The 22549-nt window shown below is 42.5% G+C and carries 14 protein-coding genes and 1 pseudogene; all 15 read left to right on the top strand.

Annotated features, from left to right (window positions below; genetic code table 11):
• The coding region (locus tag AC1DWN_RS07570; RefSeq protein WP_477558290.1) for an OsmC family protein at positions 1-228 on the top strand (228 nt) is incomplete at its 5' end.
• 518 nt (positions 229-746) lie between these two features.
• Entirely contained in the window at positions 747-1694 is a 948-nt protein-coding gene (locus AC1DWN_RS07575) for a hypothetical protein (protein WP_477558291.1), read from the top strand.
• A gap of 65 nt (positions 1695-1759) precedes the next feature.
• The gene (locus AC1DWN_RS07580) at positions 1760-2233 is read left to right on the top strand and encodes a hypothetical protein (protein ID WP_477558292.1); all 474 of its coding nucleotides are present in this window, start codon (positions 1760-1762) and stop codon (positions 2231-2233) included.
• Complete coding sequence (locus AC1DWN_RS07585; protein ID WP_477558293.1) at positions 2214-5558, top strand: hypothetical protein; 3345 nt, start codon at positions 2214-2216, stop codon at positions 5556-5558. The genes AC1DWN_RS07580 and AC1DWN_RS07585 overlap by 20 nt, the downstream gene beginning before the upstream one ends.
• Before the next feature lie 19 nt (positions 5559-5577).
• Complete coding sequence (locus AC1DWN_RS07590) at positions 5578-6456, top strand: macro domain-containing protein (protein WP_477558294.1); 879 nt, start codon at positions 5578-5580, stop codon at positions 6454-6456.
• A 162-nt stretch (positions 6457-6618) separates the two neighbouring features.
• Positions 6619-7839, top strand: coding sequence for an ROK family protein (locus AC1DWN_RS07595; protein ID WP_477558295.1), 1221 nt, complete (start codon positions 6619-6621; stop codon positions 7837-7839).
• Between the two features lie 163 nt (positions 7840-8002).
• On the top strand, positions 8003-8836 hold the full coding sequence (locus tag AC1DWN_RS07600; RefSeq protein ID WP_477558296.1) for a carbohydrate ABC transporter permease: 834 nt from the start codon (positions 8003-8005) through the stop codon (positions 8834-8836).
• Positions 8833-10095: a beta-galactosidase gene (locus AC1DWN_RS07605; RefSeq protein ID WP_477558297.1), complete on the top strand. Its 1263-nt coding sequence runs from the start codon at positions 8833-8835 to the stop codon at positions 10093-10095. The genes AC1DWN_RS07600 and AC1DWN_RS07605 overlap by 4 nt, the downstream gene beginning before the upstream one ends.
• Positions 10096-10213: 118 nt before the next feature.
• Positions 10214-11599, top strand: a complete 1386-nt coding sequence (locus AC1DWN_RS07610; protein WP_477558298.1) for an extracellular solute-binding protein — start codon at positions 10214-10216, stop codon at positions 11597-11599.
• Between the two features lie 120 nt (positions 11600-11719).
• On the top strand, positions 11720-12622 hold the full coding sequence (locus AC1DWN_RS07615; RefSeq protein WP_477558313.1) for a carbohydrate ABC transporter permease: 903 nt from the start codon (positions 11720-11722) through the stop codon (positions 12620-12622).
• Positions 12623-12708: 86 nt separating this feature from the next.
• Positions 12709-12999 carry a hypothetical protein gene (locus tag AC1DWN_RS07620; RefSeq protein ID WP_477558299.1) on the top strand — a complete coding sequence of 97 codons (291 nt, stop codon included), beginning with the start codon at positions 12709-12711 and terminating at the stop codon, positions 12997-12999.
• Between the two features lie 314 nt (positions 13000-13313).
• Positions 13314-14708 (top strand): cytochrome ubiquinol oxidase subunit I, encoded by a 1395-nt coding sequence (locus AC1DWN_RS07625; RefSeq protein ID WP_477558300.1) that lies wholly within the window; start codon positions 13314-13316, stop codon positions 14706-14708.
• A gap of 30 nt (positions 14709-14738) precedes the next feature.
• Positions 14739-15746 (top strand): annotated as a pseudogene (cydB, locus tag AC1DWN_RS07630) (cytochrome d ubiquinol oxidase subunit II); the annotation flags it as partial.
• Between the two features lie 13 nt (positions 15747-15759).
• Positions 15760-19386, top strand: coding sequence for a thiol reductant ABC exporter subunit CydD (gene cydD / locus AC1DWN_RS07635; protein WP_477558301.1), 3627 nt, complete (start codon positions 15760-15762; stop codon positions 19384-19386).
• A gap of 235 nt (positions 19387-19621) precedes the next feature.
• On the top strand, positions 19622-22465 hold the full coding sequence (locus AC1DWN_RS07640) for an ATP-binding protein (protein WP_477558302.1): 2844 nt from the start codon (positions 19622-19624) through the stop codon (positions 22463-22465).
• The last annotated feature ends 84 nt before the right edge of the window (positions 22466-22549 follow it).

Consider the following 22549-nt stretch of genomic DNA (forward strand, 5'->3'; position numbering starts at 1 on the left):
CTTAATTATGATGGCAAAGAGTATGATAAGTCATCCATTACTGTTAAGGTTTCCTCAGTGAAGCCAGAAGACAAAACGAATAGATTCTCAGATTTCAGTGTGCATGTTACATTGCCAGCAGGTCTAGATGAAGCTTATAAGGAAAAGTTAAAATCAGTCGTAGAGCGTGCTTGCACTATCGGCAACACGTTGAGGGCTGGGGCTGAGGTTGAATTATTTGAGGTATAGGTGATTTGGGGAACTTTCTCGAAGGCTGGTGTTACCTTCTAATTTTGCTCCCTATTACAATACATGACTGATGCTAATCAATCCTACACATGGATTTTCCAAATGGCTTTACTTGAGCGGACTGTACATCCGCCTAAACAAGAAAATGCTCTTTATTTTCTGAATAACGGAATTTGTGTCCGTTCATCAATACTGTGGTTACACATGTAGAAGTCTTTAGGAGTAATATTGGACAGGGATTCAAGTTTCCTCGTCTCCACCAAGCAAATCCACAACCTCACGAGGTTGTGGATTTTTTCTTTTTTTTCTCAGCATGGTGTATATGTTTAGGGTAAACGTCCAGTGCATTATGAGAGTTCATCAATTATGACTACAAGTACTACATGGTTTCCATTTACATTTTTTACATCAAAGGATAATATTTAGTTACAAGTGAAGCTATCCATAAAAGATAATATTTGCTAATTGAACATAATTTGATCTAATTTACCTATCAGTTACTAGGGAGGCCAAATATTGTGACGGTAGAGTTGCTTTCAGTAGAGGACAGCTTTAAACATTATGATCGACAGATTGTGCCTAATTTTCAGTTTTTAGACACAGTATCCCCCAATTTTCGGTTTATGCGGATGCAACCTAAAGGAGAATTGATCGCCTCTCCCGAAACCGGTGTACAATCCACAGATAGTTCGCATATTGACCGATGTCGAGATGCGCTGAATCTCGCTCGTGAATATAGAGCGGAATTGTTCCTGACTCCGGAATATTGCATCCCGTTACAACTTATCGAAGAGATATTATCCAATCCAAAGTTGCAACCACACCCTAATACCCTTTGGTGTCTTTGCTGTGAAGGAATGTCATTATCGGAGTTTGATGATCATATGAATAAGTGGTCTGATTATGCACATGTCGGTAGAGGAACTCTTGAAGATATGATTCCTTCGTACTTTGTCGGACTACTTTTATATGTTTTCATATCTGCTGAGGGGGACAAGCTATGTATCGTTCCACAATGTAAGATTCAACCAATGCGAGAGGAATTACACGTTTGTGAACAATTAGGCTTAAGCCAAGGTCAAAAAATTGTGCTATTCGGTTCGACTACAAGGAATCGTTTGATGTCTATTATTTGCGCTGATGCTTATCACACAGGCATCAAGGATTCAAATGTTTTTTTCCCCAACAACGATGAACATAAAAACATTGTTCTTCACCCTCAACTGAATAGTTCTCCGCGTCATGAGGATATATCTGCACTTCGTAATCGCATATTCGAGCAAGAACGAGGTCAACATACGCTTTATATTACCGCTAATTGGGCTTGTGGTACATCGATTAGACTAACAGACCAACCAGAATCAATTATGCGAATAAAAAATCCGTGGTCTAGCATTTACAGGCGTAATTTTAACTTTGGTCGGACGGAGTTGAAAGAAACGTTAATTGAAGTGAGAATCCCTTAAGTGCAAACGTCGACCAGCTAGATAAGTTTTTTAATTTTAGCTTGGGTTACCTTGATGGGAATGAAATGCTTCTTGATGAACAGGAGAAAAGTTTCCGACTAAGTTATCATATTGACGATGAATGTGAGGATCATCGAGTTCGGCAAATCAGCAATGTTGTGCAACTGTTTCGGTGCCTGAAACAACTCCCACTAGATCGATATCCATCACAGATTCGACGTATTCAGGGTGGATTCAAATTTCAATTAATTGATAAGATTCCATTCAACATAATCTCTAAAAAGACTGATGTACGTGAGGGGGCTCTTGTCGCATATGTTGAAACGGCACATCAGGCTAGAAATATAGCTTTACAACTTATCGAGCATTATGGAGAGTTTGTTTATGGAGAGAAGATTTGTATATTTTCGAAGGAAGCTTTTTCAAGTGAAATAATCTATTTCCCTCAGCAAAATGATAATATAATAGCCACTAAACGCCTCGAGCAAAATGCTGATATTTCACAAGGAGGTCACTCAATTGAACCAATATCTGATTGATGCTATTACGAAGAGTGGATTAAAGTTTGTTCGTTCTCATTACATAAGGAAACAATTTGTCCTACTAGAAGCTACACATAAGGTGAATAATATGGCATTTGGACAATATTTAATACTTCCTCTTACTTACAATCAGTTGATGGAAATCTCTTCGGATTTGAATCATTATGCAGCATTTGAAGAGGAAGTTTTATCACCATTTTATTATCGGTTAAAAGGTGATTGGGGTTGGAATCTCTATCTTTGTATTGTGCTGGAGGATCGTGACCTTTCTGAAATTCCTATAGAACAATTGGCAAAAATCGAACGAGGTAAAAAATACGCAAAGAAAATAATCATAGGCTTTTCTGAGATTCATAACCGTATACCTGTCGCCAAAATCCCTGCACGAGTTACCGGCTCCGCGGCGGCGGACCCGGTGGGAGATTGGGAACAGATATTGAATCCAGCGGAACTATTTTTTTGTTTGAGTGACTATAAATCGGCAATGGTAGATGATTATCTGGAAAATAGATTTACACAACAAGAGCGCTCAACTAATCGTAGTGAAGAGGCGCCAGCAGCTCGGCAGCCAAACGGATCTATTCAATCCTTGGACTTCGGCCATACCTATCGTTCTCATTTACTTTCTGGTGCACCAACTCTGGACTTTGCTAAGGTGAATCTATTGCATGGGCCCAATGGTATGGGGAAAACCTCTGTTCTGGAGTGTATCGAACTTTCATTTACTGGAACCATTCAAAGAAATGTTTTGTCAAAAGCCAATGACCCAGAGTATTGGGACGGTTCTCTCACTTTTGCGAACGAAGAAGGAATGTTTATAGACACACCAGACGAACTGGTCAGAAAAGAGAGAGAAATAGCCTACTACAAAAATAAAGTGGGTAGAGCACGTAGTCAAATGAACCGACTTTTTCATCAATACAACTTCTTTTCCTCGGAGGCGGTTCATCAATTCTGCTATAACATAGACGAGCGTTCCAATTATCGTGATGATTTTTCCCGGGTGATATTTGGTGAGCAACTTAAAAGAATGGAAGACAGTTGGATAAAGTACAAGGATGAGTTTGTAAAACAGAATACTCGGTTACGTAAGCAAAACAAAGAACTGACAGAAAAACTTGAAGAATTACAGAGTCAAGATGTGCAACAATCGCAAATTCTGAAACAACGGGCTTCTTCGAGTGTGAAAAATATAAAAAAATGGACCGGTATATGTAAAATATCGTATCCAATGGTGGATTCTAACGATGATATCAAAGAGATAGAGGCATGGTTATTGCATCTGTCGCCACTGCTAAAAGAATTAAATGTTATTAGTCAGCCATTGTTCCATGAAGTAGTTTTATCTATTGATAATGAAAAATCGTTAATCCATGAGCTTGAAGGACGATCTAACGCTTTAGATAACAATAGACTACGGAAGGATGAAGTTATCCAACATCTGCAAGGACTTCAAAACTCGGAAGAATTGAGTGAGCAAGTGCATTCATTGCGAGTACAGGGCACTGAACTATTGGAGGCGAAATCACGATTTTCCACAATTGGAAGCACAATTCGTCAACATCAACATGTCTTCAATCAATCTCATATACGGAAAAGACGTCGTGACATTCAACAACGTAAAATTGATTTGATAAGTAATATTGCTCTTATTACCGCCTATCAGGAAGATTATAAACACCTAAGAGGAGAATCGGTCACCATATCAAGTTTGCATCAAGCCGAAATTGATATAAGACAGTTACTTACTAGTCAAGACCAAGCAGTAAAATTATTCAATAAAGCATCTGATCGAGTCCTACAGCATGAGAAGCAAGTCGGGAATCTCCAAAGACTCGCTTCCAGTCTAAAAGCTGCAGGGGCAGAGTATCTAAAGGGAAACCGAGAAGAAACACAGTGTCCACTATGTGGCCATGATCATGAAGACCATGAGACCATTTTGACTGCGATTGAAAAAGGTCTTACAATGGACGACGCGGAGATGACCACACTATTGCAGGATAAGGAAAGTAAAAGAGTAATTCTCATTAATTTAGAATCCTCAATTAAAGAACTACAGAGGCAAACTAAGATATTTCAGAAACTTGTTGAAGTTTATGATAGCGCTATACTTGAGCAACAATTCCTAGGAGTAACTATAGTACATCCTTTCACTCCAGCCTCCGTTTTTGAACTGTTTAGTCAATTGGACGACCGTTTGTTGGCTATGCAACAGGAATACCATAATAATGAAAATGATATTGAAGAACTTAATGAAAATGGCTTTACGCTTACTATAATTGAGGAATTGGAATTAAAGATTAACGATCAGGTTCTTCATTCAATAATTCCAGATGTTATGGAAATAACGACAAGTGAAGAGCTTTTATCCTTAATTGATATGGAGATTCAACGATGTGCGGATCAGTGGAATCAAATAAATACAACAATAATTAGAATAGAAGCAGATACTGAATTTCTTATTAAAGAAAAGATTGTGAAGATTAAGGAACTTGATGACTTGGAAATGTCAATTTCACAAGATGAAAGCTCTTTAATGCATTTTAGAAATGCTAGGAACGGACTCGACATTCTGCGCGGAAAGAATGTATATTTTGGAGCGACAGATTCTTGGAAGACATGGAAGTCATATTTTGAACAGTTGCTCATGGAATCAGAGTCACTTCGAATGATATTAGAGCCAGTGGTGTTGTATGAACAGAATAACCGTATAGCTACGCAAATGGAAAATGACATCAAACGCCTAGATGATCAACTCAAGCGCGGACAACAAGCAGTAGAGATACTGTCAGCCTTGCGACCTTTGGCTTCTTACAGTGAAGATTTTGTTCGAGCCAATTTTGAAGCCATTAGTAAGTTATTTGTTGCTTTGCATGCGCCAAACGAATTTTCTTCATTGGTGCTTACAGATGAAGGCCAAATAGTTGCGAAACGTAAAGGGTTTTCAGGGGAAAGCGCAATTTATCAGATGAGCACCGGGCAGCGAACAGCTGTTACATTGGCAATCTTTTTTGTTATGCACCTGGTTATGGACACTGCACCAAAGTTTCTTATGTTAGACGAACCAGTTGCGAATATGGACGAATTAAATGTATTAGGTTTATTGGATTTCTTGCGACAGTTGGCGATCACACGAAATACTCAAATTTTCTTCACCACTGCAAATTCACAAGTAGCGGCATTATTTCGGCGAAAGTTCAGCTTCTTTAAAGAAGATTTCAGATCCTATCATTTTCAACGATATCTTGAGGGCCCTGTACATATTCGATTGCAACAGTTCAAACCTCAGAAGGAAGAAGCGGTTGTTACAATTAAATTATAGGGGAGGGTAGTCCGTTAATATGCGAATTCGCGCTCAATTTTCAAGTCATGCCTGGAAGATATCGTTTTCTATTAAAAGATTTTTAATTAACTGGATATCAATTTTCGCGATCATTTGGACCTTCTTAGATTTTTCTTTGTTCTTTTTCAGTGAAGGTCAGGACGAACCATGGAAACCGTCGGTTTGGATTGTCGTCGGTGTTGACATATTAATTGCTGTGTGGATAAGCCGTCCGCGTTTAACTCGAAAAGTAAGATTAAAAGACAAAGATATTTCAATAAAACTTGTTGTCGATGATATGTTTAAAAGAAAAGATGCTACGATGATCATACCTGTTAACACGCTGTATAATCATTCCGACGTAGATGAGAAAGCCATACAAATTCAGTATCGCAACAAATATTTTGCGAATGTGTCTGAGTTTGACAGGGAATTGCAAGATCAATTGGCGAACGAAAACCATCAGGTCGTCACATTCAAAGGAAGTCAGGTAAAGAAATATCCGGTGGGTACAGTCGTCAGACTTAAAACGCCTGATAAAAGGATAAAGGCTGCTTATTTGATTGCTTCAGCAGAACTAAATGAACATGGCCGCGCCATACCGGATCGCCATCTTAAACAAACGGCTTTGATTGCGTTATGGAATTATATTGCCCTGAGGGGTAGAAAAGAATCGCTAGTCATTCCGATCATCGGTAGTGGTCGCGGACGTATAAATGTGACACGTTTCGAATTGATCCATGACATTGTAGTTACATTCTTGAGCGCGACTAAGGATTGCAAGTTTACGGAAGAACTAACGATAGTCATTCATCCGAGAGCCTTCATTCAGAATGAGTATTCATTGGACGAAATGGAAGAATACCTTCGTTATGTTGCTAAATTTGCTGTTGTCTGATGCAAAGCGATCTAGGCCCGTTTAAAGGGTTGGGAGAAGCGCTAATTACTAGTTAGTGTTTCTCTTTTTTTGGAAGCAGAGGAGAAAATGATTTTACAATCTTCTTTTTTTTGGTATTATATTAATTAAGTAAATTAATAAAAGATGGGTGTGGCTTTTATATTGAAGACTATAAAGGGAAATCAACAGTTAATCCGTACGACCAACTTAAACCTTATCATTGATTTGGTTAGAAGACAGGGACCAATCTCTAGGGCTGACGTTGCGAAAATTTTAAAGCTGAGCGCTCCAAGCGTATCTTCAAATACAGAACAGTTGTTATCTAAGGGTTTACTCGAAGAGGTTGGAGTAGGTGATTTAGTTGGCAGTGGACGTCCCCCGATTCTGTTAAGCTTTAATCAAAATTATGGTTATGTGGTTGCTGTAGATTTGGCAGGAGAGAAAATTCGGTTAGCATTAGGGGATTTAAATGGGAATGTTGTAGCAGAGAATGGAATTAAGTTTACTTTTGAGGAGTATATCACAAGCGATGATTTATTCGCAGTCGTTACCAGTATTAAAGAATTGCTGAAGATTAATAACATTCCAAATGAGAAGCTAATGGCTATATGCGTAGGTACACCAGGCATACTAAATAAAGAAACAGGTTATTTTCAGGCAGCACCACGTTTTAAAGAATGGGAAACGATAAACATCCATCAAATAATGAAAAAAGAATTCGATACTACTGTAATGGTAATAAATGATATGAATTTATTTATTACAGGAGAAAGCAGATACGGAGCGGGTAGAGGGTTCTCAAATTTGCTGGGAATCAATGTGGATGTTGGTATTGGTGCTGGGATAATCATTCAAGGGCAATTATATGAGGGCAGCCGATTAGCTGCGGGAGAAGTTGGATACTGGATTTGCGGAACCCCTGATTTTGACGAGCCAAGCAGAATGAAAGATTATTATTTAGACTCTCATTTGTCTCTTCATGCCTTAATGAATAAAGTGAGAGTTGATTTGCGAAATGGTCAATCCAGCAAAATATTAGATTACTGCCAAAACAACCTCGATAAAATTACTTTTGAGGCTTTTTGCAAGGCGGCAGTTGATCAAGATCCATATTGCTTGAGAAAAACAAAGGAACTAGTTCAGTCCATTTCGGTTGTTCTGGTCAATATGAGTCTGTTGCTCGATATAGAACTTATTGTAATTGGCGGAGATATTAAGAAATTAGGATACTTATTTATTCAACCTTTAAGAGAATTGGTTAATAAAATGGTGCCTTTGACTACCACAATTGTATATGCCGAGCACGGTGAACGGTCGGGACTTAATGGAGGGTTTGCGTTGGCATTGGACCATGTGATGTCTAACATATTAAGTGACAATTAGTTGAAAAAAATGGATTGACTTTTAATTCCACGTGACMTATTATTAAGTTAAGTTAACTAATTAAATAGAGGATAATGTTCAAAAAGTAAGTGCGGCGTTGGGGTATTAATAAATATAAAGTGACTTTAATACTCACGATTAATATCTTCAGAGGGGGTCAACCATGCAGCTCAAATCTAAGCTGGGGACGGCGCTGATCCAGTTAGCATTTATGGTCTACGCCGTTTCCATTATTTATCCATTTGTCTGGATGTTCCTTAACTCATTTAAGACCGGTCCTGAGTTTTACCAGGACATCTGGTCGCTTCCCGAGCAGTGGAGATGGTCAAATTATTCGAAAGCTTGGAATGACACGGGGTTAGGTTCTTACTTTCTTAATAGTGTTTATGTGACGGCAGTTGGAAGCGCATTAGCGGTGTTATCCGCAGCAACATCTTCGTATGTCGTCGCCAAATACAAATTTCCAGGCAGCAATATAATCTTCTTTTTTGCGGTATCGACCTTTTTAATCCCGTCTGTCGGGTCTTTGGCGGCACTGTATAAGTTGATGATTGACTTAAGCTTGTTTAATTCCCACATTGGTCTGCTCGTTCTTTATTCCGCTGGGCTGAGCATGAACTTTATTATTCTATACGGGTTTTTCAAAGGCGTTTCTTGGGAATACGCCGAAGCGGCTTATATGGATGGGGCAAATGACTGGCAAATCTTCTTTCGGATTATGCTTCCGATGGCTAAACCGGGTATTGCTGCGGTAGGACTTGTTACGATGATTAACATTTGGAACGATTATTTTCTACCCTATATCTTTCTACAGGATAAGAAGCTATTTACGATTTCGGTGGGCTTATACGATTTGGTGCTCAAGCAACAATATGCCGCTGATTGGACGACGCTATTTGCTGCTCTGACACTGTCCACAATTCCAATTATGATCGTATACTTCTTCCTTCAGGATCGTTTGATCAGCGGATTAACGACAGGAGGACTTAAAGGATGAGGAAACGATTCATTCCAATACTAATAGTGGTGGTGGCTATGTTGATTACATCTTGCAGTGACAGAAGCAATGAAGAAAAACAACAGGATTTGAAAGCGTTTCCTATTGGAATGTGGGTTTCACCCCCAGTGGATCAAATTACAATGGAGCGTTACCGGGAAATTAAAGAGGCTGGTATCAATTTTGTAATCGGTTTCAGAGAATATGAGGGCGGATTAGAAGCGATTAAGAAGTCACTTGATTATGCGGATGCGAATGGGTTGAAGGTACTGGTACGTGACCCTCATATCAATACGTTGACCGAGGAGAAGCTTGGAGAAATAAAGGATATGATTGCTCCCTATACTAGCCATCCTGCTTACATGGGACAAGTGTTTTATGATGAGCCTTCGATTAGCCAGTACGAATTATTGTCGGCAAAAAAAGCGGAATATCAGAAGCATGCTTCGAATGGACTCGCCTATGTGAATCTCTTTCCTACATATGCCTCACTTGAACAAAAGGGGGGGACATATACGGAATATGTGCAGCAATATTTCGAGCAATTTAAGCCTGAAGTGTTGTCATATGATCACTACCCATTTCTGACGGAATCGAAGGATGCTTCCTTAGGCATTACTGAAGACTACTTTTATAATTTAGAGCAAATAAGGGCGGCGGCGGTAGAACACAATGTGCCATTCTGGTTATTCATTCAGACATTATCGATTAACCTTTCACATCGTGACCCAACCGAGGAGGAAATACGCTGGCAGGTTTATACTAGCTTGGCTTATGGGGCTAAAGGAATTCAGTACTTTACGTATTGGACGCCGCAATCGGGAAGAGAATCGTTTGGCAGCGGTATGATCGATCTGGAAGGCAATAAGACAAAGCATTACGAGGAAGTGAAGCGGCTCAATATGGAGGTACAGGATATAGGTTCTAAGCTGTTGGATTTGAAGTCGGAAGGAGTAATCCACTACGGATCAGAACCACCATTAATAGCAAATCCAATGCAGGCTTTCGAACCAATAGCCAGCATATCGGGTGACCCTGCCGTTATTGGTTGCTTCAGCGCTGAGAATGGACGAAAAAGTGTAATGGTCGTCAATTCCAGCTACCGTGAGTCCGGTACTACCTCTCTTCAATTGAAGCCCGAAGTGAAGAAGGTTACGTTGTGGAAGAACGGTGCGCTGGAGGATAAAAAGGTAACTGACGGTAAGGTGGAACTCGAGCTATTGCCTGGTCAAGGTGTCTGGCTTGAATTTCAGAAGTAAGACAACAGGCCACTAATTGCGGATCAGGCTTGTTTTGTCAGAAGGAGTACAAGCCTGTACGTTTAGATCTTGTTGTTTTATATAAATGAAAAAAAATGATATAAGGGGTGTTATCGCAATGAAGTTAACGGTGAAAAGAAATGGGTTTTCCATATTGACGGCAGTATTGATCGTACTTGTTCTACTGGTAAGTGCTTGTTCGAATTCTAAAGGTAATGGCGGTACGAATGGGAATCAGACGCAAGAAGCGAAGGGCGATACTGAGAATAAGGTTGAAAAGAAGGTTCTGAAGGTCTCATTCTTTCAAGGTGGGTTCGGAGATGCTTGGTTTAAAGAATTGAAAACACAATTTGAAGCCAAGCATGAGAATGTAACGGTGGAGCTTGAGGGCGATCCAGGTATTATGGAGAAGATGGGTCCACGCTTTGAATCCGGAGCTAACCTGCCGGATGTTGCTTTTCTGACCAATACACACTGGCAAATGTGGGCAGCACAAGGTTACTTGTCTGATTTAACGGATGTATATGAAGGGCAAGGGTTAGATGGCATTACCATTAAAGAATCATTAAATGACGCCGCACGGCAATATGCTCTTTACCAAGATAAAGCTTACAACATTCCTTGGTCCGATGGTTTGCTGGGCATGGCTTACAACAAAGGCATGTTTGAAGAGAATGGCTGGAAAGTTCCGTCCACTTGGACCGAGTTCTCAACATTAGCTGAACAAATCAGTGCGAAAGGTATTTCGCCCATCGTATATCCCGGAAAGGTTGCAGGTTATTGGGACTTTATCGTGAAACCGATGATGGTTCAAGCGGGGGGCTTTGAATTCCTAGAAGAGCTGTTGAATGTGGATTCACCTGATGCGTACAAGAATCCAGCAAGATTGGTAGCGCTGCAGCAGTTTGAAGCGATATTTAAAAATAAGTGGACGCTGAAAGGCTCTGAAGCTCTAAACCATACCGAAGCCCAGATGGAGTTCGTTAACGGCAAAGCCGCAATGATTCCGAACGGCAATTGGCTGGAGATTGAGATGAAAGCGTCTACGCCAGAAGGCTTCCGAATGGCGATGATGCCTGTGCCGACGGTGGATGGCGCTAAGGAAAAAGACCTGTTTTTCAGCATGGTTGGCGATATCACGGTCGTGCCTGCGAAAGCGAAGGAGCAGGAATTGGCAAAAGAGTTTATTATCTTTGCTTCATCTAAAGAAATGAATCGCAAATTCACGGAATTAACGGGCAACTTCAGACCATTCTTATATTCGCTTGAAGGCCTGGAAGTATCGGAATTCTCACAAAGTGTTATGGATATTATGCAGAATAATAAACCGTTCACATTCAATACGAATAATCCAATGTTCCTCAAGATGCAAATGTACCCTTCAGGCGATGCTTACGGAAATATCGTATTCGGATCCAAAACAGCAGAGCAGCAATATAACGATGACCTTAAATTTGCTAATGACAAGTGGGAAGAGTATAAGAAAGAAGTTGGCATGAAGTAAAGAAGACTTCACTTCAGGTGCCGGCTGCAGGTCAAGAGGCCATCGATTGCACTCGGGTCGAGGGTCTCTTGAGCCGGCTTCTCCAAGCTTCAACGAAAGAAGGGGATAACTTTGCAATGGATGTCTAACCGCTCGAAGAGAATGCGCTTGTTATTTATTCTATCCATGACGATCTATCCTGTGGCGCATTATTTGCTTTTTACAGTTTATGTGAATATCAATACGATTGTTTATGCATTCAAACGGTGGAATATCACGACCGGAAATATCGATTGGGTTGGCTTTGACAATTTCTCTTCAATAATCGAAAAAGTGTTTACAGAAGCGCCCTTTAAGTATGCTTTGCGAAATACGCTGCTTTGGATTCCGCTGAATGTTCTTGTATTGCTGCCCCTTGCGCTATACGTGGCCTATATATTTTCCAAAAAAATAAGGTTTCATAACTTTTATCGAATTGTGTACTTCTTTCCTTCCATCATATCAATTGTCATTATTGCTATGGTCTTCTCCTTTATGGTAAGTCCAAATATTGGAGTTGTGAATGCGATTCTGGAGGCGKGGGGATTTGAGAGCTTGCAGCGCTCCTGGCTTGGTGATCCGGCAACGGCGCTTGGAACGGTTTTCTTCTTCTGTGTTTGGGCAGGTATTGGATTTAATGCGGCAATCCTTCTGGGGGCAATCGGGCGCATACCCCACGACTTATATGAAGTAGGACAGTTAGAAGGCATTACTAAGATAAAGGAGCTAACAAAAGTTGTGGTTCCGATGATTTGGCCGACCATTTCTACTCTTGTTATTATAGGGACTAGTGGAGCATTCACAATCTTCCTTCAATCCAAGCTGTTGACCAATGGTGGTCCTAACTTCTCGACGAACACGGCAGCGCTTCAAATCGTTGACTTGGTATCGGATGGTCAGTATGGAACAGCCTCTGCTTTCGGTGTTCTGCTTGCCCTTGTAGGTTTTGCTGTGACATTCATCATCAAGTTTTTCCTCGACAGGACTGCGACAGTCGAATATTAGAAAACCATTTTTCAGATTAAGCTCGTTCAACACTAATGAATTTGAAATCGTTAGCCGTATACCACTCGGGAGGCAGCTTGCCTTCAATGGCTACAGCGCTTCCTGCTACTTTCTTCTGGCAGCCAAACAATAGCTCATTGCCGCTGCTAATTGGCTATTTCGAGGACCAAGCAGGTGAGGAGTATATTATGGTAGTCAATAAGAATACGGGCAGCGGACAAACCGCAGCATTCACAATATCGACGGGGTATTCTAACGTGAAGGAAGTCTCAAAGGCAAACGGGCAATTAGTAGACACGAATTATCAGTCGGGGACGGGGCAAATATCAGTTTCCTTCTTACCTGGAGAGGGGAAATTGTTTAAACTACAGCAATAACAAAAGCATTTAGTAGCAAAGCATAAAATAAGGCCATCGTCCAACAGGACGATGGCCTTATTTTATGTAGTGTGTAACAAGCATGTGTGGCGTAACTGTAATTAATCTTGATTGTTATATTAACAAGTGACATCGAGATTACTTAGTATGACTAACGCAATGCTGGCGAATTATGGCGACCAGTTCATCAACAGATCGGAGCGGGTGTTTTTTTATCATAAATGTTGTAAAAATTCATGAGCGATTGTGCTAAATGTCACAGTAAACAGAAAAACGAGTCATTATACTTAAGCCGAATGAAAGGAGTTGTTGTTGTGGAAGCAGTGGATTTGGCCAGATTACAGTTTGGTGTTACAACCGTATATCACTTTTTGATTGTCCCGTTGTCTATTGGATTAGCRTATATTATCGCTTTTATGCAGACGATGTACGTAACCAAGAACGATGAAAAGTACAAACAGCTAACAAAATTTTGGGGTCGTATATTTCTTTTGAACTTTGCAGTTGGTGTAGTTACGGGTATCATGCAGGAGTTCCAGTTCGGTATGAACTGGGCGGATTTTTCTCGGTTTGTAGGTGCCGTATTTGGCGGCCCGCTTGCGATCGAGGCGCTCGTTTCTTTTTTCTTGGAATCTACATTCCTTGGCATTTGGATTTTTGGCTGGGATCGTCTGTCGAAGAAGATGCATTTGGCATGTATTTGGCTCGTAGCGATAGCGGCTACATTGTCAGCATTATGGATTCTAAGCGCTAACGCGTTCATGCAGGAGCCAGTTGGGTTTGAGATCGTGAACGGACGCGCGGAGATGACTAATTTCTTTGCCTTGCTTGGTAATAAGCAGCTATGGGTTGAGTTCCCGCATGTTATTTTCGGAGCGCTTGCAACCGGCGCGTTTTTCGTAGTTGGAATTAGTGCTTATAAAATTATGCGTAAGCAGCAGGTGGATTTGTTCAAAATATCCTTTTCCATTGGTATTGTCTTAGCACTTGTATCCAGTATTTTGACAGCAACAGCTGGTCATTCGCAATCGCAGCATTTGATGAGCTCCCAGCCGATGAAGATGGCGGCTGCCGAAGCACTTTGGCATACGAGTGGAGAAAGTGCGCCATGGACGGTTATAGCTTCAATTGATCCAAAGGCGCAATCAAACGGTTTTCAAATTGAAATTCCTTACGCGCTAAGTATTCTAAGCTATAACAAGCTTACAGGCAGTGTACCAGGAATGCTAGAACTGCAGGCTGAATATGAGCAGAAGTATGGACCTGGTGACTATATTCCACCTGTTCGGACGACCTTCTGGAGCTTCCGAGTTATGGTTGGGTCAGGCATGCTTATGATTTTGCTTGCTCTCTTTGGAACATGGTCAATCATTCGCGATCGCCTGGAAAAGTATCGAAAATATTTGAAGTTTATGGTCCCGGCAATTRCACTTCCTTTTATTGCGAATTCAGCAGGGTGGATTATGACTGAAGTTGGGCGTCAACCGTGGGTTGTGTTCGGTTTGCAAAAGACGGGAGAAGGTGTATCCCCTTTAGTATCACCGGGTATGGTCGCGACTAGCCTAATTGGCTTCACCCTTGTTTATGGCCTATTGGCTGCAGTCTTTATTTATCTGGTCGTACATTTTACACGCAAGGGCGTGGAAGTGGATGAGCATGAGCCACATGGCAGCTCTAATGCCAAACAAGAACACACCACGGCGATATAATGCCGAATTTATATGCGGGAGGCAAGGGCTATGCTAGAATCCTTGTGGTTTTTTCTAATCGCCACGCTGTTTGTCGGCTTTTTCTTTCTGGAAGGTTTTGATTTTGGCGTGGGTATGCTCGCTCGGTTTCTAGGGAAAACAGATACCGAACGAAGAGTACTTATTAATACAATTGGTCCGTTCTGGGACGGCAACGAAGTATGGCTGATCACTGCGGGGGGCGCAATGTTCGCGGCATTCCCGAATTGGTACGCTACGCTGTTCAGCGGATTTTACATGGCGCTGTTCATTATGCTTATAGCGCTGATTGGACGAGGCGTTTCATTTGAGTTTCGCAGCAAGCTGGATAATCCAAAATGGCGCGCTACCTGGGATTGGATCATTTTCTTCGGCAGCTTGCTTCCACCGCTGCTCTGGGGTGTAGCTCTAGCTAACTTGATGAGAGGTATACCGATTGATGAAAATATGAATTACATCGGTACATTCTGGGATTTGATCTCGTTCTACTCTGTGATGGCAGGTATCAGTATCGTACTGCTATTCCTGCTTCATGGCGCATTGTTTCTTTCGTTGAAAACAGAAGGTGTGCTGCGTGACAGAGCGAGAGCGCTGGCACTTCGAATTGGACCGCTGACAAGCGTCGTTTTACTCGTCTTTGTCGTATTAAGTTATTTTGAGACGGATATGTTTACCGGTAAAGGAATTAGTCCGGGCTCGGTACCGATTCTAGCTGGCTTTGCTTTGCTGTCCGTTCACTTTTTCCTTAAGGCGGGACGTGATGGTTGGGCATTCATTATGACAGGAGCTACCATTACGCTGTCTACGATTACCGTGTTCATGTGCTTGTATCCGAATGTGATGATTTCTTCATTAAATCCAGAGTGGTCGCTTACGATCTATAATGCTGCATCCAATGCCTATACGCTGAAAGTAATGACCATCGTCGCCCTTACCATGGTTCCGATTGTTATCGCTTATCAAGCTTGGAACTATTGGGTGTTCCGCAAACGGGTCAGCATAAACGATCATTTGGATTATTRGGATAATTGCTATGATAAAAAAATTATTCCAACAGGTACAGGGCAGCCGCAAGCTATTCGCGGCGAGTATCTTCTTTGGATCGGTGGGGGGCTTGCTGCTAATTGCAGAAGCCCTTTATCTTGCCGGAGTTGTAGATGGGGCATTCCTCCGCGGGAAAAGTCTTACCTCTCTAATGCCTGCGCTTTATATTCTGCTTGGTATTATTGCGTTTAGAGGGCTGCTTCATATGGCGAGCGACTATACATCGGCCCAAATGGCACAAAGCATTAAGAGCGATCTTCGTCTTCGATTGGTCAAAAAGCTTGCAGAATTAGGTCCCCAATACGCTAAAGGCGAACGGAGCGGCGAACTGCTCGGAACCGTATATGAAGGCGTCGAGCAGTTAGAGAACTATCTGGCTAAATATTTGCCGCAAATGGCACTATCTATGTTTGTTCCTATGGCGGTGTTCTTTGTTGTGGCAGGCACAGACTGGTTGTCTGCGGTCGTTTATATGATCACCCTTCCGCTGCTTGTGCTGTTCATGATTCTGATTGGCAAGGCAGCTAAATCAAAGACTGACCGGCAGTTTAAAATGCTCGGCCGTCTTGGCGGACACTTTCATGAGGTGCTGCGTGGCCTGACAACTTTGAAAATGTTTAATCGCAGCCGTGCACAGCTCGATATTATTGGGAAGATTAGCGAGGAACACCGTCGATCTACGATGGGGACACTGCGGCTTGCCTTTATGTCTGCATTTGCTATGGAGCTGTTTGCGACGTTAAGCACTGCTGTTATAGCTGTTTTTCTCGGCTTGCGTTTAGTAGAAGGCAAAATTGGGTTCGAGCATGCATTCTTAGTGCTGCTGCTTACACCGGAGTTTTATGCACCCGTGAGAGCGCTTGGTACGCAATTTCACGCAGGTATGAACGGAGTGACGGCCGCTGGCCGCATATTCGATATTCTCAATACAGAGCCGCTCGGATGGACAGAGAAGGAGGAGGCAATCGTTCTTCCTTCTCGTCCGAACGGCTACCGTATCGACTTCGAGGGTGTCAGTGTCCGATATCCCGGTGAAGAGCACTATGCCTTATCAAATGTATGGCTGACGCTTGAGCCTGGCAAAAGAGTTGCTGTCGTAGGTCCAACAGGCTCGGGAAAAAGCACGCTGCTTGATCTTCTGCAGGGATTCGTAAAGCCAACAACTGGGCGTATTTTAATAGATGGTATCGAGATGTCACAGCTATCGATGGCTTGGTGGCGTAATGAGCAGTCGGTGCTTTCACAACATGTTCATCTTTTCCATGGAACGGTTCGTGACAATATTGGGCTGAGCAGGCCGGATGCAAGCGATGAGCAGATTACTGCTGCCGCACAAACTGCGCAGGCGGATGCTTTTATTAAACAATTGCCTTATGGCTATGATACGCCGCTTGGCGAAGCTCATCGTTTATCAGGCGGGCAGGCACAGCGAGTTGCGATAGCTAGAACCCTGCTGCGTGACGCGAGATTGATCCTTCTAGATGAGCCAACATCTGGGCTCGATGCGATACACCAGCGGTCGGTCATTGATGGCCTGCACGCTTGGCTGCAGGGACGAATGTCAGTTACGGTAGCACATCGGCTCGAAACCGTGCGTACGGCGGATCGAATCATCATGTTGAGAGAGGGTCAACTAGTTGAGACCGGAGCACCTGATGAATTGATTGCTGCTGGAGGACTGTTCGCGCAAATGATTTTAGCCGCGAATCCAGACAAGGCTAGTGAGCCGCGCGTACTGCCTATGCTTAAGGAAGAACTTGAATCGTTCATCGCCCCACAGCAGATCGTTCAGAATGATCAGGAAGCTGCTGATACTCTGGTGAAACCAGGTAAAAGCCGACTCAGAACGTTAACTCGTCTCATTGGTTTGATTGGCCCTTTTAAGTGGAGAGCTTTACTGGCCATCACGCTTGGTTTTGCTACCGTTGCAGCAAATATTGGTTTGATGGGCACCTCGGGACATTTAATAGCACAAGCTGCCCTTCGTCCGGAAAATATATTGCTGCTTTATGTTCCAATTGTGGGTGTTCGGTTTTTCGGTATTTCAAGGGGGGTGCTTCGCTATTTGGAGCGACTGGCATCCCATGATCTAACCTTCCGTATTCTTCATCGAATGCGTGTATGGTTGTACGGAAAGTTGGAGCCGAAGGGTGTTCGGTTGTTTGAGAGCAAACGAAGCGGGGATGTGCTCGGCTCGGTTATAAGTGATGTTGATCAGCTGCAAAACTTTTATTTGCGAATCGTCGCACCGCCACTGGTGTTCGTTTTAACCTTAATACTTGGCTTCTTGCTGATGGCTAGGCAGCAGCTGGAGCTTGGCTTGCTGCTTGTCGGAATGATGCTCCTATCCGGGCTTGTTATTCCTTGGATCAGCCATCGACTGGGCAAAAGCCGCGGGAAAGCTTTGGTGCAGGCGCGTTCCAATATGTATGAAGAAACATCCGATCTGCTTGGCGGCTTGTCCACACTGCTTAATTTCGGTCAAGCGGATCATATGCAGCAGCGTATTGCTCATATTCAATCACGAATCAATGCATCTCAGCGTAGTAATAACCGAATTACGGCTGTAACTGGCGGTATGATGGAGGGAATGACACATCTGTCGATGTGGCTGATCTTGCTCACCGCAATCCCGTTAGTCACATCTGGGACGATTAGCGGTGCTGCTCTTCCCATGCTAGTGTTAATGGCTTTAGCTTGCTTTGAGGCGGCAGCACCATTGCCTGCATCCTTCCAGCACTTCAGCCAGATTATCGCCTCTGGTGAAAGACTGTTTAAACTGGCCGATGAAGGAGAAGAGCCTGAGTCTACTAGCCTGCATTCCGTTGAAGAGCGGCCAGAGCATTGGACTGTGGCGGTAAAGGATTTAACGATGGGGTATGCTCCAGGTGGACCCGCAGCGGTACGCGATGTTTCGTTATCTCTCTCACAGGGGAGACAAATCGCAGTCGTAGGTGAGAGTGGAGCAGGCAAAAGCACGCTTTTGCAGGCACTATTGAAGCTGCGTCCTTATCAAGAAGGCTCAATATTAATTAATGGCTCCGAGCTTAGTGAATTATCGGAGGAATCGGTACGTGCTCAATTCGCAGTCGTCTCTCAGAACGTGCAATTGTTTAATGCAACGGTAGCCGATAATTTACGCCTCGGCCAAGCTGATGCAACGTTGGACGATTTGCGAGCCGCTGCACGCATCGCTGAAATTGATGAAACGATCATGAAGCTGCCAGCCGGCTATGATACGATAATTGGCGAATGGGGAGCGAAGCTGTCCGGTGGAGAACGACAGCGAATCGCACTGGCTCGGGCGCTGGTGCGCAAGGCACCGGCGATTCTGTTCGATGAGCCTGCAACAGGTCTTGATCCCCTGACCGAACAAGCTTTTCATGTGAATATTGATCCGCTGCTGCGAGAGAAGGCAGTTTTATGGATCACGCACAGATTGTCGGGTCTGGAGCAAATGGATGAGATCATTGTGCTGCATAACGGCATCGTCTGTGAACGTGGCCTTCATGAGGAGCTGCTTAAACAAAAGGGTATGTATTGGCGGCTCTGGCAGCTCGAGAGAGAGAAGGACTGTAATCACCAAATGTATACGACCGTCCGTCTCTCAGGGTAATAAATGAAAAAAAGGCATCTATAGGGTGCCTTTTTTGCGTTTTATCAAAGGATAAATGCATAAAATGTCGAAATATATCGTATATACATAAAATACCTAAGAACAGTGGAGAAATATATCGAAATTTATTACTTATCTGTCGAATAAGGGGTAGACATCTATTATAATGTCTTCTATTATCTATACGGGGAGATTAGCTTCCAAAAAAAAACAGAGCTAGACGGGGGGCATTCTAGTGGCTAGATTGCTAGAGTATATTGGGCATAGCATTAAAAGAAGAATAACATTTATGATGGTCGCCAGTCTTTTGCTCATTCTGGTCGGCGCTGCTATCGTTCCAGCAGGCTCCTTCCAGATTATTAATAAATATGATCAAAAAACTCGCAGTTTGAGCCTAAGTCAGAAGCATATTATGGATATTGCCAACCATACAAATGAAATTATTTTACGCGGAAGGGGTTATTTCGCTTACTTAGATAAATATGAGTATGAGCAGATTTTCAATTCGAAAAAGGAACTGGATCAATCTCTTGTTGCTATTAAGAGTACACCTCTAACCGCTGAAGAGCAGGATCTTGTCGAACGGGTTGAAGCATTTTTTGAAAACTATATGACCAATGTGCTGCCAAAAGGAGTCGATTTCGCTGAGAGAGGTGATTATGTATCACTTCGCAAGCTAATCACGCCTGGGGAAAATAACCCTGTTAACGATATCATTCTCTACGCCAATCAATCAGAGAAGCAAATCAAAATGAAGCTGGAAAAAGAGAATGAGAAGCTGATGCGGAATTTATTTCTCGAGGGAATCTACTTCATCATCTATATTCTTATTGTTCTTATCGTATCGATATTTATAACTCGGAGGCTTGCGACCGATATTGGAAATCCAATCAGGAGATTGTCCCTGTATGCGATGAATTATACGAAGGGCGAAACCATTCAATCCGATATATTGGATCGCAAGGACGAGATTGGGTTATTGTCCAGATCATTAGACAGTATGATTTATGATATTAAAGAGAAGGAAGAGGAACTGCTCGCTCAGAACGAGGAGCTTCAAGCCCAGCAGGACGAATTGCAAGCCCAGCAGCATGAGCTGCAGGAAGCTCTTGGCAAGATGGAAGAAAATGAAGTGTATTTGAACAAGCGTAATTTATTGATGCAGTCTTTAGCAAATACATTAGACAAAAAAGAGCTTTTAAACAGCATAATTAGCAATGTAGTGGAAATCACTCGTTCGGATAAAGGTATTTTGCTATTAATGAATCAATCACAAGACTATGCTGCTCATGGCATATCTGAAGAAGAAACGCAGCAGTTTTTAGCAGGCTTCGCACAAAGTGCTGCTATTCGTTCTTTATATAGCAAACAACTGTATGTAAGGGAAAGGGATGCGACAGTTGGGGAGAAAGGTTATGTCTCTGATCAATTAAATGCTTATGATATTTTTGTACCCTTGTATAGAGGTAATGGAGATATTGCAGCGTATATGGTGTTAACAAGAGTGGGGAGAAGCATCAGCAATCGGGAAGAGCAGGAAATGGTGGGCTTGGCTGGACAAATCTCGCTATCACTTGAGAAGCTGGAGATGTTCGAGGTAACAGAAGATCAAAGACAGATGATTCAGGATATGCTCAATACGATTCAAGAGGGCGTCCAGTTAATGAACCTCGAGGGGCGATCACTTCAAATTAATCAGAAGCTGTATGAGATTATGGAGCTCTCCTATGAGGATGCGGAATTAAATGGAGTGCTTCTGAAAGATTTCATAGCTTTGCTTGCTCCGAAAATGGAGGATTCAGAGTCTTTGTCCGAGTTTATTAGCAGTGCGTTAAAAGGAGAGACTGAACAAGCTCAAAGCATGAACTATATGCTTACAAACCAAGAGCCGCGTTATATACAAGTTTATTGGGAGCCTATCTATCGCAATAGGCAAAAGTTTGGTATTTTGCTCGTTCATCGGGATATCACGAAGGAGCATGAGGTAGACCGGATGAAGTCAGAATTTGTCAGCACCGTCAGTCATGAATTACGTACACCGCTAGCCAGTATTCTTGGGTTCTCTGAGTTGCTGCTGCACCGTGAATTGAAGCCTGAACGTCAACGTAAATATATGTCTACCATTCATCAGGAGGCGAAACGCTTGACCCAATTGGTCAACGATTTCCTGGATCTGCAGCGAATGGAAAATGGCATGCAGTTTTATGAATTGATGCCTTTAGATATCCTTCCTCTTATTGAGGAAGTGAAGGAGCTTCAACAAACCTCAACAACTAATCATCGGATCATTTGGAATTYGGTACTTGAGAAAGCGATGGTGCTAGGCGACCGCGACAAGCTATTTCAGGTAATGGTCAATCTCGTGAGTAATGCAATTAAATATTCACCGGCTGGAGGCGACATCTGTATCTCCTCACGCCTTGAGGGCGATCGAATTTGGATTGAAGTAACCGATGAGGGGTTAGGGATTCCAGAGCAAGCTCTTTCGAGTCTCTTCACAAAATTTTATCGTGTGGATAATTCTGATCGTCGTGAAATAGGCGGGACGGGATTAGGGCTTGCAATTGTTAAAGAAATTGTAAATCAGCATCAAGGTGATGTGAGTGTAGTCTCTCAATTAGGAGAAGGAAGTACATTTTCAATCGTTCTCCCTATTCATAAGAGCTCTGCCGTTGAAGCAATTGAGAGGCATACGGCTCCAAGCATAGTTGAAGAGGGTTCCCGAAAAGTCATGCTCGTGGAAAATGATTACAGCTTATCCATAATGCTGCAAGATGAGCTTGTAGAGAAAGGATACCTCACGACGGTATTCTCTGACGGATTAAGCGCTATTCAAGCTATGGAAGAGCATCAGCCAAATGTTCTCGTACTGGATTTGAAGCTATCACCGGAAATGAGCGGCTGGGAAGTTATTGAACGAATGAAGACATCCGATAAGCTGGTAGGCATTCCAATTATTATTTCCAGTGCATTCGAAGAGAAGGAAAAGGCATTGCAATGGGGCATTACTCATTTTTTAATAAAACCGTATGTACCAATTAAATTAATTGATGCTATTGAAGACATCCTTCGTAGATAAACGTATATAAAAGACATCATAGAATAGCGATCAAATGTTGATAGTTGATAGCTGATGAAAATATGTTCTTTGGGGAGAAGTCTA

The organism is Paenibacillus sp. P4_A7 (assembly GCF_056402455.1).

Bases quoted from the DNA above. Each gene is read 5' to 3' on its own strand.
- AC1DWN_RS07580 (WP_477558292.1), top strand. From the start codon at position 1,760: ATGCTTCTTGATGAACAGGAGAAAAGTTTCCGACTAAGTTATCATATT.
- AC1DWN_RS07590 (WP_477558294.1), top strand. From the start codon at position 5,578: ATGCGAATTCGCGCTCAATTTTCAAGTCATGCCTGGAAGATATCGTTT.
- AC1DWN_RS07600 (WP_477558296.1), top strand. From the start codon at position 8,003: ATGCAGCTCAAATCTAAGCTGGGGACGGCGCTGATCCAGTTAGCATTT.
- AC1DWN_RS07605 (WP_477558297.1), top strand. From the start codon at position 8,833: ATGAGGAAACGATTCATTCCAATACTAATAGTGGTGGTGGCTATGTTG.
- AC1DWN_RS07610 (WP_477558298.1), top strand. From the start codon at position 10,214: ATGAAGTTAACGGTGAAAAGAAATGGGTTTTCCATATTGACGGCAGTA.
- AC1DWN_RS07620 (WP_477558299.1), top strand. From the start codon at position 12,709: ATGGCTACAGCGCTTCCTGCTACTTTCTTCTGGCAGCCAAACAATAGC.
- cydD (WP_477558301.1), top strand. From the start codon at position 15,760: ATGATAAAAAAATTATTCCAACAGGTACAGGGCAGCCGCAAGCTATTC.